Annotated in this window: 11 protein-coding genes; 1 reads left to right on the plus strand and 10 read right to left on the minus strand. The window is 38.5% G+C overall.

The genetic code is table 11. From position 1 onward, the window contains the following. Positions 1-51: 51 nt before the first annotated feature. Entirely contained in the window at positions 52-1,515 is a 1,464-nt protein-coding gene (locus AKG34_RS19945) for an aldehyde dehydrogenase family protein (RefSeq protein ID WP_053347714.1), read from the minus strand. 822 nt (positions 1,516-2,337) lie between these two features. Here AKG34_RS19945 and AKG34_RS19950 point away from each other — a divergent pair. Beyond that, complete coding sequence (locus AKG34_RS19950) at positions 2,338-3,123, plus strand: LuxR family transcriptional regulator (protein ID WP_053347715.1); 786 nt, start codon at positions 2,338-2,340, stop codon at positions 3,121-3,123. A gap of 91 nt (positions 3,124-3,214) precedes the next feature. On the opposite strand, the gene AKG34_RS19955 is transcribed toward AKG34_RS19950, so the two are convergent. From AKG34_RS19955 to AKG34_RS19995, 9 genes are all read right to left on the minus strand, one after another. Next, complete coding sequence (locus AKG34_RS19955; RefSeq protein ID WP_053347716.1) at positions 3,215-4,510, minus strand: uracil/xanthine transporter; 1,296 nt, start codon at positions 4,508-4,510, stop codon at positions 3,215-3,217. Positions 4,511-4,547: 37 nt separating this feature from the next. Beyond that, the gene (locus AKG34_RS19960; protein WP_053347717.1) at positions 4,548-5,444 is read right to left on the minus strand and encodes a DMT family transporter; all 897 of its coding nucleotides are present in this window, start codon (positions 5,442-5,444) and stop codon (positions 4,548-4,550) included. An 88-nt stretch (positions 5,445-5,532) separates the two neighbouring features. Next, positions 5,533-6,780: an amidohydrolase gene (locus AKG34_RS19965; protein WP_053347718.1), complete on the minus strand. Its 1,248-nt coding sequence runs from the start codon at positions 6,778-6,780 to the stop codon at positions 5,533-5,535. A 28-nt stretch (positions 6,781-6,808) separates the two neighbouring features. Continuing rightward, complete coding sequence (locus AKG34_RS19970) at positions 6,809-8,056, minus strand: amidohydrolase family protein (protein ID WP_053347719.1); 1,248 nt, start codon at positions 8,054-8,056, stop codon at positions 6,809-6,811. 24 nt (positions 8,057-8,080) lie between these two features. Then, positions 8,081-9,328 carry an amidohydrolase family protein gene (locus AKG34_RS19975; RefSeq protein WP_083450856.1) on the minus strand — a complete coding sequence of 416 codons (1,248 nt, stop codon included), beginning with the start codon at positions 9,326-9,328 and terminating at the stop codon, positions 8,081-8,083. Positions 9,329-9,496: 168 nt separating this feature from the next. Next, positions 9,497-11,062: a glutathione ABC transporter substrate-binding protein gene (locus AKG34_RS19980; protein ID WP_053347721.1), complete on the minus strand. Its 1,566-nt coding sequence runs from the start codon at positions 11,060-11,062 to the stop codon at positions 9,497-9,499. Positions 11,063-11,193: 131 nt separating this feature from the next. Then, positions 11,194-12,678, minus strand: coding sequence for an amidohydrolase family protein (locus AKG34_RS19985; RefSeq protein WP_053347722.1), 1,485 nt, complete (start codon positions 12,676-12,678; stop codon positions 11,194-11,196). Between the two features lies 1 nt (position 12,679). Next, the gene (locus AKG34_RS19990; RefSeq protein ID WP_053347723.1) at positions 12,680-14,188 is read right to left on the minus strand and encodes an amidohydrolase family protein; all 1,509 of its coding nucleotides are present in this window, start codon (positions 14,186-14,188) and stop codon (positions 12,680-12,682) included. Positions 14,189-14,254: 66 nt separating this feature from the next. Then, entirely contained in the window at positions 14,255-15,811 is a 1,557-nt protein-coding gene (locus tag AKG34_RS19995; RefSeq protein ID WP_053347724.1) for a glutathione ABC transporter substrate-binding protein, read from the minus strand. Positions 15,812-15,943: the final 132 nt, after the last annotated feature.

Raw genomic sequence — 15,943 nt, forward strand, 5'->3', positions numbered from 1 at the left:
AATGTTTCCTTTCATTTTTTATTTTTAACTTTCATTAGCTAAATAATAGTCTTAGCCACCGTACCAATTTAAACCTTTTTCAGCTAAATCAATCCATACACTCTTTGAGTGTGTATACATATCCATGGCTTGTACCCCTAACTCTCTACCAAATCCACTTTGCTTCATTCCTCCAAAAGGAGTTGTACTATCTAGCATACTGTACGTATTCACATAGACAGTTCCTGCTTGGATACCACGTGCCATACGATGAGCTCTTTTTAAGTCATTGGTCCATATCCCTGAGGCTAAACCGTAAATAGTATCATTTGCTTGTCGTAGAGCATCCTCTTCATCTTTGAAGCGGATAACCGACACAACCGGTCCAAATATCTCTTCACGAGCAATCGTCATTTCGTTGGTTACATCTCCAAAGATGGTAGGTGTGAAATAATATCCATTTTTATTGCCTCTTTGGCCACCAGTCACTAATTCCGCACCTTCTTCAAGACCAACCGCTACATACTTTTCAATCGTTTTTAACTGTTGTGCTGAAACTTGTGGACCCATCTGTGTTGTCGCTTCAAGGGGATTTCCTACTCGTATTGATTGTACTTTACTAGCAAATAGATCCATAAATTTATCATAAATACTTTCTTGGACAAATAAACGAGAACCAGAAGCACAAACTTGGCCTTGTGCAAAGTAAATGCCAAACATCGCTCCATTAACTGCATCTTCAAGGGTGGCATCGTCAAATACAATGTTAGGTGATTTCCCTCCCAGTTCTAACGAAACTGGTTTCAAGTTTTTTGTAGCTGCTTGCATGATTAAGCGACCCGTGTCCGTTGACCCCGTAAAAGCAATTTTATCGACGTCGGGATGAGAAGCTAAAGCAAATCCCACGGTTGAACCTGGACCGGGTACAATATTAATCACCCCATCAGGAATACCGACTTCTTGGAACAGTTTAGCCAGTTCTAAAATACTTGTTGATGTTTCTTTTGCTGGCTTAATAACAATTGTATTTCCAGCAGCTAAAGCAGGAGCTAATTTCCACATCGTCAGCATTAAAGGAAAGTTCCAAGGGACAATGGCGCCAATTACACCTAATGGTTCTTTTAGTGTGTAGTTGAAACGATTGTGAGGCGATGCTAATGTATCACCCTGAACCTTATTTGCAAGTCCTGCATAGAACTCCAGTACATCTATGGTAGAAGGAAGAGCTATATGCTTGGTTTCATTGATTGGTAAACCATTATCTTTTGATTCTACTTCCGCTAAAAAGTCTGAATTCTCCCACATTTTCTGAGCTGCTTTATACAGAAGTCTACCTCGGTCACTTGGAGACATAGTCGCCCATGGTCCGGATTCGAACGCTTTTCGAGCTGCTTTAACTGCATGGTTTAAATCTTCCTCGCCCCCTTGTGAAACAAGGGCATGAACTTCTCCTGTGCCAGGATTAATCGTTTCAAACGTTTCCCCTGAGAGTGAATCTGTCCATTTTCCATCGATAAATAGTTGATATTTTTTCATTTCTCCACCTCTTATTTATTTTTTTGATGAAACTTTGAAATTACTAACCATACAATTTTGAAAAACATAGGTTGCTAAGTTTCCCTATGTGATGCATATCTTGAGTAAACGATAAGCTAAAAGCTCCTAACTTTGTTTGCACGCAGCATTGGAAAGCGATTACATTTTTATGATTTTTAAAGATGGATAATGAACTCTTAAGTCTTGTTTTTTGGTAAATAGCTGTTTTGTAACATCAATTAAAATTGAATGTCATCAGGAATAATCCCTAGCTCTTTAAACTTCGTTCGATAAACTCTATATTCAGATAGATATGTCTTAATGTAGTCTGAAGTCTGCTCATTTATAGTGCTTCTATTTCAGCACGAGTTAGCGTTTCAATTTCTGAATTGTACATGAAAGCATACCTCTTCCATTATTTTATTGATTTTTTTCAAGAGATAGAGTAATTAGTAACTCTAAAAAACACATAAATATATCAAAAATTTTACAGCCGTTACAAAAACGTTATATAAATAAACATTACTCTCCTTCAATTAACCTTAAATCAATAACTTAAAAGTGTACTACGCATCCACTTATTCAGTTTTGATAAGGAGGTGTTTATTTTCCTACCTTACACACTTCCGTTTCTTTCATCTCCTTAGATTAATTTTAAAAAATTATTAACTATTACATTGTAATTACGTGTAAGTATTTTATATTATCCAGAAAAATCAAAAAATTTACTATTACCCAAATGGGTCATTTTATATCAAAAAGTAATTCATTTTATTAAATAATGTTATATAATCAAAAAAAAGTTAACATGGAGGAAAGCCTATGAAGGATATGTCTAACCCCAGCTACAAAAAAATTTTATCTTTTATGGATGAAATAACTTTTTCAAATGAAAATTTCCGTGAAAAAGTACTACAGACCTTTGAAAATTTATTTGGTTACTGCCAATCTATTTTTTGGTTATGTGATGATAATAATGACTTGTTCGAACCTATTACGTTAAATATAGATAAATATGTTGTGGATGATTATCTTAATAACTTTTATCAATTAGATTTGCTAGTCCCAAAATATAATATGCAAAAAGCAAGTAAACAAACGGTTATAAAAAACCTTGATTTACTTCCGCCTGAATTATATGAAAAAAGTGTATACTACAATGATTTCATGTTAAAATATGGATTTTATTATGATGTAGGTGTTTTTTTATATGATAGAAACAGTATTAAAGGTGTTGTGAACTTCGTTAGATCCAAAAAGGAGAAGCCTTTTAGTACGTCCGATATTATGTGTTTAGAGGTTATTTCTAGGTTCTTATCGCAACAAACAAGCGAGTTCCCTCGTTCTTTTGTAAGCGTTTCCAAAGAAAACCTAATTAATCCTGTGAAAAATAAGATTCTTGCTAGTTCTCAAGATCTCAGACAACCAGATTTAACATTAAAAGAAGCAGAAATATTACAACTGCTTCTAAAAGGGCATACCAATATCACCATTGCCAGCGAGCTATTTATTAGTGTTAATACAGTAAAAAGACATTTGCAAAATCTTTATAGAAAGTTTGATGTCTCAAACCGCACAAGTTTATGCTATAAAATTGTTAAACCTTAAACACAATCAAAAAAACCAGAAGGTTCCCCAACACCCTTCTGGTTTTCATGCATATGTAATTCTTTAATTATTTGTCTTACAAGTATTCCAATTAGTTCTGTAGTTGTTCATAACTCTTCCAGTTTACCGATTTTTCTAACACTATCGATATTAATACTCCCATTATGAGCCCATTTGTTAAAAAGGGCTGTAAAAGCATGGGAACGTTCGCAAATGCGTTGGGCAAGATGTTCATCAAACTCACTCCAATCAATACAGGTACTGCAAGCCTAAATATCGTGTCTGAAGTAAAATGCTGACCCTTGACGCTATTGAAAGCCGTTCCAAACAGTTGAAGGTAAGCAACAAACAATACAGCGTTCCCGACGGTTATTGGCATGGTGGCCAGGAAAGAGATAAAAGGAGGAATGAGTCCAATTATGGTCAACAACATGCCTCCAATTAGAAAAGGCCTCCGCTCATAGATTTGAGTACTTTGCAAAAATCCGATGGATGAGGTAAAAGGCGTATACGGAACAAGGCCCAGTACCGGAGCGAAAATGGTAAAACCGCCAGTCATAAATAAAGAATTTCTATATTGCTTGTGGCTAGCATCATCTCCCATTAGCTCGGATGCGGCTTGAATGGAAGCGAATGTGTTACACAAATTCAGTAATCCTGCAAAAAAAGCAATCGCTATTATACCGAATTCCAGGTTTGGAACACCTAAAGGGAAAAATGAAAAAGAGACACTTGTTGACCCCATTTCAGAACCAGTATTTGGAAATAGCAACGAGTGAAAAATCCAACCCACAATAATTCCGATCAAAATAGAGAAATTGCTAATATTTCTGGATCCTTTTAACTTTAATATACTTACTAAAATGACAATTCCTAATGATAGGAAACTGACAGGGATGTTAATTTCCCCTTCCTCTGTAATTCCCAGCATCCCTTTAAAAAAGACGAAAATGAGCTGAAATGTCAGAAGGAATAAGTAAACGGTCATGACCATGGGGGTGAAAATATTCTGGACATAAGAAATCAGGTTAAAGGCAGAAATAATTAGGGTCACGACACCAGCTGCAAGTAGTCCTGTAGCTATTCCTCCTCCTATTTCGGCATAACCGAGCCCTAGTGATGGTGCAGATAATCCCAAATTCAACATCACTCCCCACAATAGACCAGAGTGCCCTTCCATAATTGGATACTTATGTCCCTTCCAACCCTGTATAACACAAGCAACCCCTGTGAAAATAAGCGAGCTTCTCATGGTCATTTCCGTAACATCAGAGGGAAGATGAAAGGCAGCTCCGATTGAAATGGGCACTACTACGGTATTTGCAAAAATAAAAAACAGCCATTGAAAAGAAGAAAATAGAGTCACAGTTGATCTCAAGCTTTGCATTGTTTCCATCTCCTTTGAACTTTGAACACGATAATTTCTAAGCTTCTTGCGAATATATGGCTTCCTCCATAACTCTTTTCCCCTTAAAGGCAGTTGAAAGGACTACACCAATGATTATTAATAGCGCACCGAATAGTTGTGATGGTGTGACGCTATTTTTCAGCACAACCAACCCGACCAACATGGCAACAAAGGGCTCTAAGTTAAGAAACATAGATGCTTTAGATGCCCCTACAATCTGAATTTGATTATTCCAGATTAAAGTGCAAATTCCATGCATAATGATAGCGGTTACTATTAAAAGGACCCAAGGCCACGGCTCCCTGCTCATTTGTTGGGGCGACTCGGATAATAGAGCAATGGGCAACAGACCGCCAAATCCAATTAAGTTTGAATAAAGAGTTATAGTAATGGAATGGTTTCTCTCAGTAAGCTTCCTAATCATGATAATGGATATGGAAAAAGAAAGCATCGTAAGAAATATCCAAATTAGACCAATTGAAAGATGGAGCGTTCCACCACTTGCAATAACTAAGAAAACACCTGCCAATGCAACGATTGATCCTAATAAAAATCTCTTTGTTAATCTTTCCCTCAGAAAAACTGCAGCCAAAAGGGCTGTAGTAATAGGGGCCAGGGCAAGTATTAATGCCGAAGTTGTCGGATGGGCTGTTTCTAGAGCGGCATAAAAGGACCATTGATTGATAAACGTTCCAATGAATCCTAGCAGAATCATTGTTAACCAGTCCTTTTTTTGAATCGAATTCCATTTCTTCTTCTTTAAAGCGTATAAGGCAATAAAGATAATGATAAATAATAACCTTGTTGCTGAAAGCAGCATAGGAGGGAAGTCCTTGACTAGTATAGCCCCAAAAACAAAATTACTTCCCCAGCATATTACACAAATAAGCAATAGTAAATAAGACCCGATCATGTTAAGCAGCCTGCTTTCTTTGTCTTTCATTAACCAAAACGAAAAAGGAAATCTGGACGTGTCCAGAGATCCTTTTTTTGGGTTAGCATTACACGTTAATTGATTGATTTTGCAGATATAGTGAACCGGAAACTATATTTCCCTTGTAAAATACCGCTTTACGCTCAGAGCGCCTTGCAACTGCTTCAGCAGAACAGCTGGCATCAATTAACACCAGGCTAGCAGCATCCCCTACTTTTGGCCATACCTGGTTACCATCTTTATCTAACGGGGTTTTGCCGCCAGTTATATACCTTAGTGTTTGGGACAGAGAGACTTCATCAACCCACTTGAAACGTTCTGCTAGCCGTCCAGCTCTTTCTAGAATATCACCATTTCCTAGAGGTGACCATAAATCAAAGATATTATCGTTCCCTACTGATACCTCAACCCCTCTTTCATGTAACAAATCAACCGGAGGCATTTGTCTGTTAATAGGTACACTGGTAACAATGGAAATCCCTGCATCCCTTAAAATATCAGCAAGCTCATAGGCTTCTTCTTTCGAAACATCTCCTATACCGAATGCATGGCTTACAGCTACTCTGCCTTCCCAGCCCGCTTCCTTAGTAAGAGCCGCTAGCCGTTTCATAGTAAACGTTCCCAGGTGACCAGGGTCATGTAAATGCAGATCAACATCAGCATTTGCTTCCACTGCTAAATCTATTAATTGTACTAGTGAGGCTTCAATATTGTTATCGATTGTGGCTGGGTCGACTGCCCCTACTATTCCTGCTCCATTTCGCAATGCCTCTCTGACAAGCTTTGTAGAACCTGATCGCAACAATCCGTGCTGCGCAAATGCGACTATTTCTGAACTGAGTCTATTAGAATAGGTTTCTAGTGCCTGTTGCACTTGCTCTAGGTTTTGCAATCTTACTTCTGGGTAAATATCAACATGAGTCCGTACATGAGTAGAGCCAGAAGCTAAAAGTATTTCAAGTAAAGATTCAGCACGTTTACGTGTGCTGGTTGCTATAGTAGGAAGCACTTTTTTTTCATTTTCAAAGCGTTCAGTGACACTTGAAGAAGGGGTACATGCTCTCCATACATCCCCCATTAGGGTCTTATCAAGATGTACATGCTTTTCAATAAAGGAAGGAAGCACTAGCAATCCTTTTGCATCTTCCACCGGTACATCATTAGAAATGGGCTCCCCATCTTTGACAATCTTCGTGATCCTCCCATCCTCTATTAACAGATGAAATAGCCCAGTTATTGTGCCTGTAACTCTTTCATTCTCTTTTTGGTAACCACATTCTAAACGTGCATTCTTTAACCAAAAGATTGTATTCATGCCATTCATCCCTTCTTGTAATAGACATTCAATTTGCCTTCAAAGCAGATTCACAGTTGAGTCCACCGTAAACCAAATTTCCATTGACGATAACCGCAGCACGCCTTGATCTTCTAGCAACTGCCTCGGCAGAGCATGATGCATCTACTAATACCATACTTGCATCATCTCCAACATTCGGCCATAAACGATTTCCTTCATCGTTTAGTGTCTTAACCCCGCCCGTAATGAATTGGAGGGATTGAGTCAGTGCATACTCATCCTTCCAGTTGTACCTCTCAGCTAATCTACCTGCCTTTTCAAGCATATCTCCTGTACCGAATGGAGACCAGGAGTCATAAAAACCATCACATCCAAGAGCTACGTGTACACCCTTTTCATGAAGTAAATCAATGGGGGGAATTACCCGGTTTATCGGAACAGTAGACATGATGGCTATTCCTAAGTTTGATAAAATACTAGCCAGATCATTTGATTCTTCAATTGGGACATCCCCAATTGCAAATGCATGACTAACAGCCACTCTGTTTTTCCACCCTGCTTCTTCGATTAAAGAAGCCAGTTTCTTGATTGTATAAAATCCAAGATGACCTGGATCATGTATATGGATATCAATATCTGCATCAAACTCAACAGCTAAATCCACCATTTCATATAGTGAAGCCTCTATATTATTATCAACTCCACCAGGATCTAAGCCTCCCACTAAGGACGCTCCTTCTTTCATCGCCTGTCTCATTAATGCAGTTGAATTTGTTCTTAGCAGCCCATGTTGGGGAAAAGCCACTATCTCGTGTGTCATTTTCCCTTTAAAACTCTCTAGTGCTTTCTGAATTTCTTCTAAATTCTTCAAACCAATGTATGGGTCAATATTAACATGAGTTCTGACATGTGTGGCGCCACCTTTTAACAGAAGATGAAGCATCTGCTCAGCTCGGTGTTGTCCTGTTTCGGCGAGTTCAGCGAGCTCCACCGCTTCTAAGTTTAAGCGCTCCATTAAATTCGGAACCGGAGTGCATGATTTCCATGGCAGTCCTAAGTAGGTCTTGTCAAGATGGTTATGCATTTCTTTAAAAGCAGGAAGAGCAAGTAAATTTCTTGCGTCTTGAACTGGTAAATGAGTTTGCAAAGGAACATTAGCCAATTGAATTTCCTTAATGATCCCGTCATTTATAAAGATATTGTATAGGGCAGTCTTTGTTCCATCAATTCTTTCATTCTCAAATACATATCCGCTATCAAGTGTAACGTTAGTAAGCCAGTACGCTTTATACATTAAATCACTCTCTTTAATAGAAGATTAGACACCTGTCGTCTCAAAAGATGAAATAGATCCACTTACAACATTCCCTCTAAAGATGACAGCGGCACGTTTTGACCTTCTAGCCACCGCTTCTGCTGAACAGCTGGCTTCAACCAGAACTATATTCGCTTCATCCCCAATATTAGGCCATGTCTTGACTCCTTCTTGGTTTAATGGAGTCTTTCCTCCTGTAATGAATTGTAGGCTACGAGCTAAAGATCTTTCGTCAATCATGCGAAATCTCTCTGCAAGGCGACCGACCTTTTCAAGATTGTCCCCGATACCAAAAGGTGTCCAATGATCAGTAATGCTATCATTACCCAATTCAACTTTTACGCCTTTTTCATGTAACAGAGGGATTGGGATCGTTCTGAAAATAGGCACTGTCGATGTAATGGATATTCCTAATTCCGAAAATCTTTCGGCTATACTCGTTGCTTCTGGAACTGAAAGATCGGCCAAGCCGCTGGCGTGGCTCACAGTTACTCTTCCTTGCCATCCTGCGTCTTCCGTTATGGAAGCAAGGCGTTGCATAGTAAAGAGTCCAAGTTGATCTGGATCATGTAAATGAACATCAATATCGGAATTCGATTCAACGGCAATATCCATGATTGTTTCAAGAGACCGTTCTATATTTTCATCAATGGAGGCAGGGTCCACTCCCCCTACAAGATTCGCCCCATTCTTCATGGCCTCCCTAATTAGCCCTACGGAGTTGCTGCGTAATAGTCCATGCTGTGGAAATGCGACTATTTCATGAGTTAATTTATCTTTATATCCTTCTAGCGCTTGTAATGTAGCCTCTAAATTTTTCAAGCCTATAACGGGGTCTACATTACAATGGGTGCGTATATGAGTAGATCCGAAGTCCAATAATAAATCCAACATTTTTTCTGCTCTTTCTTTGGCAGTAGGTAATAATTTAGGAAGTAATACCTGTTCTTCTTCTATCCGGGTTTTCACACCATTAATTGCTGGCATACAAGCCTTCCAAGGACCACCATAGTAAGTTTTATCAATATGAATATGCATTTCTTTAAACGAAGGGACCATCAGAAGGCCACGAACATCATATTGTGGGTTTTGATCTGTTATAGATTCCTTTGCTAAAATAATAGAAGAAATTTTTCCGCTTTCAATCCTAACGTGGTAATTTCCGGTTGCGGTACCAGTAATCGTTTCATTTTCATTATAAGTAAATCCATTTTCCAAACGTACATTCGTTAACCAATACGATTGTGACATTAAACTCACCCTTCCACTCCAGATTGAACATGCATCTATTTCATTATAATTCTAAAGGACATTTTATAAATTCAGGATTTTTACTCATTTTTATGTTATTTTTACTTTTTCATCTCCAACGAAAAAGCTCATCCTGGACTGGATGAACTCTTTCTTCATATATTATTATCACTTTAATGTTATGTCATTAATCTCTAGATAGCCTGAAGGACTGATTGAAAACCCTTTTACCTCTTTCGAGACTGCAGCAACATTTTCAATGACCCTTACAGGAATGTATGGGGTATCACTCAGCTCAATCTCTTGTGCCTCTGCGTATAGATCTTTGCGTTTTTCCTCCTCTTTTTCTTTACGGGCAGCATCTATTAAATTATCAACCTTTGGATTGCTGTAAAAGAAGGTATTTCCAGCCGCTCCCTGTGAATCCGTATGAAAAAGATTATATTGATTATAATCAGCATCTCCCGTTGCATTTCTCCAACTGATTATAAACATTTCCGATTGCCCTTTATTTACTTGTTCAACGAACGAACCGTACTCCATGACCTGAACCTTTATATTAATCCCGATACCTTTTAACTGGGATTGAAGTACTTCTGCCAAATTAACTCTTTCTTTACTATCCATTGTTAGAATAGTTGCATCAAGACCTTTAGAATAACCAGCATCAGCCATCAATTTCTTGGCTTCTTTAAGATTGTAATCATAGGTTTTTAGATCAGCGTCGTACCCGAATACCTTAGATCCCATTAAGGAATTTGCCTTTACACCCACATTATTAAAGACACCCTTAATAATGGAATCCATTTCAATGGCATGGGCTATAGCTTTACGGACACGGACATCATTAAACGGTTCTTTATTGACATTAAATCCTATATATTCGGTACCATACCCTTCATTGCGGTAAACATCCATAGCCGCTGAGGATTCTACCTGGTCCATGACAGCTACAGGAAGAGGTTCTGCAATATGCGCTTCTCCCGTTTCTATCATAGATATTCTTGTAGAGTCTTCTGGGACAACCTTGAAGATAACTTTGTCTACCTTTGGCTTGTCTCCCCAATAATTTTTGTTTTTCATCAATGTAATTTCTTGGCCTGGTGACCATGAATCGAAAACAAAAGGACCGGTTCCATTCGGTTCTTGGATAATTTTTTTTCCATACTTTTCAATAGTTTTTGGACTTATAATCCCTCCTTCATGATTCGCTAAGATAGAAAGCAGTGGGGAAAAAGGTTCCTTTAGAATGAATTGCACGGTATATTCATCAACTGGTTTCACTTCTTTTACCATATCAAATACTACGGCTCTAGGAGAAGCAACATTCGGATCTAATAGTCTGTCAAACGTCTTTTTTACTGCATCCGCATTAAATGGTGTGCCATCATGAAACTTCACATCATGTCTAAGCTTAAATTCCCAGGTTGTGTCATTTATCTGGTTCCATTTTTCTGCTAGCATAGGCTGTATCTCACTATTTTTATCTCGTTGCACAAGCCCTTCATAGATTTTATGGTGAGTAACACTAGCGGCATTAATCGTGGACATAAATTGCTGATCCAAATTCTCAGCATCTGATAAACGAGCAATAACTAAGGTTCCACCTTCCTTTGATGCTTTGTTCGGATCACTTGCTTTTGTGCTTACGTCATGATTAGAAGAACAGCCAGTAATTACGATAGCCACAATTATGACCAGAAAAAAATTCCTTATACCTCGTTTTAACCCCATGGACTTCGACCTCCTGCTTTTATTTTGTTTCCGTGACCATTTATCTAATTATAGGAAATATTCAGAAAATTTATTTTGAAAATCTTTACTATATTTTTCATTTTCTTTACTTGTTTTTAATAAAATAATGTTCATGCTTCTGTATGATCTATCGATTCTACAACCTTAAACGACGGCTGAAACAATTCCTTCTCTGAAAGCTGCTGATAATCTCTTTCCATATATCCTCTTCTCATCTTGTTAAAATATTTTTGTCCCTTGTCTTTGATTACTTCCATATCAAGATTAGGTATATTTTGATTTTCCATGACTATCCTGCCATTAATGATAGATAATTTAACGTCTCTTCCAGATCCACTAACGAACATGGTTCGAATAGGATCATCTATTACACCCATATGAAAACTGTCTAAGTCAATCGCAATAATATCTGCTTTTGCACCTACAGCAATACGGCCGAGGTCGTTCCTCCCAAGGAAAGCAGCCGCACCAAGAGTGGCTGACCGAAAGAGATCGGCATACGTAGAGCCTTCAACCTCTTTTTCCACCAGCCGTGAGAGCATGCTCCCTGTCCTAACATTCTGAAACATATCTGGAGGGAAGGTATCCGTTCCAAGCGCTATATTTATTCCTGACCTTTTATATTTTGCAAAGGATTCTAAAGCTGAACCATGCCTCCCGATAATTAGAGGGCAATGAATCACTGTTGTATTTGTTTCTTTTAGAAGCGCTAAGTCATCACCCTTGCCGTATCTCGCTTCACTATATCCTGACACAAAATGGGCATGCGGTATCCCTGTTCTTGGACCCAGAAAACCAAGATCGTACAAATACCTAATAGGTGTTACACCATGTTCTTCCAATATGGTGTTGAACTCAAAACTTCCTTGTGCAGCATGAAGCTTTATGGGAACCCCTAATTTTTCACTGTAATATTTTGTCTGAAGCAAATTATCTTCAGTTTGAGACTCGATACGTTCTGGGGCAAGCATCCCTCTAACCAATCCTTCAAAGGCTCCATCAAATTTTTCTACAAACTCTACAGCTCTCTGTAATCCAGCTTCCCCCGCTTTTTCATCCCAGTGCAGTTTTATATTTCCATCAGGCTGGACGACTCTAATCCCGGATTGATAACTGGGTCCTAGGTAAATTCTTAACCCTAAGCTAGCCGCATGTTTCGCTGCAGATGCTAATTCTTCATAGGTTTCAGCCCAGCCTTTATAAAAAACAGAAGTTATAGGCATGGCTGTTGTTACCCCATGAAGAATGAGCTGTGAATAAGCATATAAAGATTTAAAGGACTCTTCTTCCTCGGTCATTAATTCATGATGTCCCCTTTCTATATATTGCTCTGACCAGAGAAGGTTTTTCTGTCTATTAGAACCAGCTTCTAAATGTAAAATATCATGGTCAATGTCCCCTAATGCATTTAAATCTATAAACCCAGGACTAATGATAGCATTACCAGCGTCTATCACCTCATCTACTTCTTCAGTATAATTTTTTCCAACATACACAATCGTGTCTTTTTCATAAACAATCTCCGCATTTTCCAAAATGACATGGTCGCACCCATCATAACCAATTACGTATCTTCCTTTAAGTTTGATTTTCATCTTATTCTCCTTTCCACATAGCAGCAGTGTTTTCTCTTTCGTCATATCTCTTTTCATCTACATATGCACGGGCATGTCCCCAGAAATATTTCGTCGGCTGCATATATTTTTCGAGTCCAGCACGCTTTATCGTTGAAAGCGCCTCTTCATTTGCCTCATTTAGTACTGTACTTTCATGAACTGTTCGTACATTTCGCCCTTCCATAATTAATTTGCCGTCGACAATGACATGCTCCACATCATTCGCCACTGCTTGAAATACAAGTCTATGAACATGCATGAATTCTGGAGTCAGATGCGGCTGATGCAGATTGACTGTGATGACATCCGCTTTTTTCCCAATCTCGAGGGAGCCTATTTCATCATCCCAGCCAATGCATTTCGCTGCATCTATCGTAATCATTTCTAATAGCTTGCCAGGGGGTAAATAATAATAGTCTCTAAGTGCTGCTTGGTGAACAAACTGTGTTTTCCTCATTGCCTGAAACATATCAAAACTTGTAGAAGGGGAAGTCCCATCTGTAGAGATTGCTACAGTTGCACCCATTTCTAATAATTCAGTTATGGGGGTACGTGCATGAACCTGCCCAAATCCAGGAGATGCACTAACATTAGTACCTGTTTCTGCAAGTATCCTTGCCTCATCAAAGGAAATACCGCGACAATGCTGTAAATGGACATCGGGACCCAACAAGGCATTTTCCTTATCCTGTATCGCTAAATGAATCATCCCACCAAAGGCATCAGAGTGTATCCTTGTGTCATATTTCCTGGCAATTTCTCTAATTTTTTTCGCTTGATAAAGATCATGATTATTTAACCCATAAAGCCTGTCAGGAGATGTGGGATTGGAGGGATCAACGGACGTAACAATGACAAATGGTGTAATAAAGGCTCTCGTGCGGTCTTCATTTGCATGATTCAACGCTTCAATTACAGCTTCTGCCCCCATTAATACTTCTTCATAGGAAACTTCCTTTACAATTCTTTTTCCGTCAATCCATCGGCTGAATGAATGAGGCCATGGAGGGTTGCAAGGACCCGTGCAGACAACCTCTCTAACACCTACTTCAGCGTACGCTTTCGCATGATTTATTGCGAAAATTGGATCATCGGATCGTGGCATGGAGCCTAAAACACTTACACCTGTTGTCACGCCAGCCTTTAATCTCTCTAGAGAGGAGAGTTTTCCTTCGTAGTACCAAAAGTCATCTGTTACAAAATGTTTATACGTGTTTGTCATAATAGGCATCCAAAAATCAATATTCTCCATAGCAATTGTTTTAAACATAGAATGTCCCCCATGACCATGAACATCTATTAATCCAGGCAATATACATTGATGGCTACAATCAATAACTTTTTTTGCCTCATACTTCGATTTCAGTTTTTCTGTTAAATCAACGTCTAAAATTCTTCCTTGGTTTATGGCGATGGCACCATCTTGAAGAATTCGTCTATTTTGATCCATGGTTATCACAGTCCCATGAATGAGAAGCAAATCAATCATATTTTCCCTCCTAATTGAGAAGACAGCATAACGGCCGTATGCTGTCTGCCCTTTTTGATAAATTCTCTACTGCACAGTTATGTCATCAAGCATTAAATAATTTGCTGGATTCAGCCAAAGTCCTTTAACAGTTTCTCCATAAACGGCAAGATGTTCATAGTTACGGATTGGAACATATGGTACTTCTTCTCTTTCAATTTCTTGTGCTTTCGAATATAGTTCCTTACGTTTATCTCCATCTGATTCTTTACGTGCTGTTTCAATCAATTTATCCACTTCAGGATTACTGTAGAATGAACTATTTCCAGCAGCACCTTGGGATTTGCTATCAAAAAGATTGAATTGATTATAATCTCCATCTCCCGTAGCATTGCCCCAACCACCTATTGAAACCTGATGTTCACCTTTAGCAGTCGCGTCAATATAAGCCCCATATTCAAGAACTTGAATTTTGACCTTAATTCCAATTCCTTTTAACTGGGATTGAATTACCTCTGCCATATTTATTCTTTCCTTACGATCACTCGTTGTTAATGTAATCTCCAAGCCATCCTTAATTCCGGCTTCCTTCAACAGCTTTTTCGATTCATTTATATCATAGTCGTATCCTTTTATATCTGGATCATAGCCAAAAACCTTCGGGCTCATTGTGGAATTTGCCTTCGTACCAACATCGTTATAAACGCCTTTAATAATAGAGTCAACCTCAATCGCATGCGCGACCGCTTTACGAACACGTACATCATCGAATGGCTTATTCTTAACATTAAAGCTTAGGTATTCAACAGCAAGTCCATCTGTGCGATATAAATCCATCGTGTCTGATGCTTCAATCCTATCAATCTCAGTCACGGGTACTTGATCAGTCACATGTGCTTCACCTGTTTCAACCATCGCAATTCTCGTAGCATCTTCAGGAACAACCTTGAATACTACCCCATCAATCTTAGGTTTATCTCCCCAATAGTCCTTATTTTTTGATAGTGCAATCTCTTCTCCTGACTTCCAAGATTTAAAAACAAATGGTCCTGTTCCAACAGGATTTTGGCCTAGCTTGTCACTATTTTCTGTAATGGCTTTTGGACTTAAAATGCTACCTTCATTACTTACTAATATGGATAATAGTGGAGCATAAGGGTATTTCAGTTTAAATTGTACAGTCGTTTCATCAACTACTTTGATTTCTTTGATCATTTCCAATTTACCCGCCTGAGGAGAGGATGTTTTTGGATCTAGTAATCTGTCAAAATTAGTTTTTACCGCTTCAGCATTGAATGGTGCTCCATCATGGAATTTCACTCCTTCACGCAGTTTAAACTCCCACGTTACATCATCGAGCTGTTTCCATTCTTTTGCGAGCAGAGGTTGTGGTTCCATGTTTTTGTCGGGAACGACCAATGTTTCATAAACCTTTTCATATACAACATTTGCTGAAGGAATATCTGTAATGAAATGAGGGTCTAGGGTAGTCGCGTCAGATAGCCGGGCGACGACTAGTGTTCCCCCTTCTTTCGCTTCTCTTTCTGGTTTCTTGCTGCTTGTTTGATCTGATGTACATCCAGATAAAACCGATGAGATACCTAATAACGATGCAAATAGTAATCCAACCATGCCTTTTCTCATTATTTTTCCTCCCTTTCATACTTCCCTTTGTTTTCCAAGTAACTTTTAACTATAGTACATTGGGCATAATCAAATTATAAAAAAAAACAAAATTTTATATTTTCAGAATCTTTACTCATTTTTTTATTATCT

The organism is Peribacillus butanolivorans (genome assembly GCF_001273755.1).
GTDB classification, from domain to species: Bacteria; Bacillota; Bacilli; order Bacillales; family DSM-1321; genus Peribacillus; species Peribacillus butanolivorans.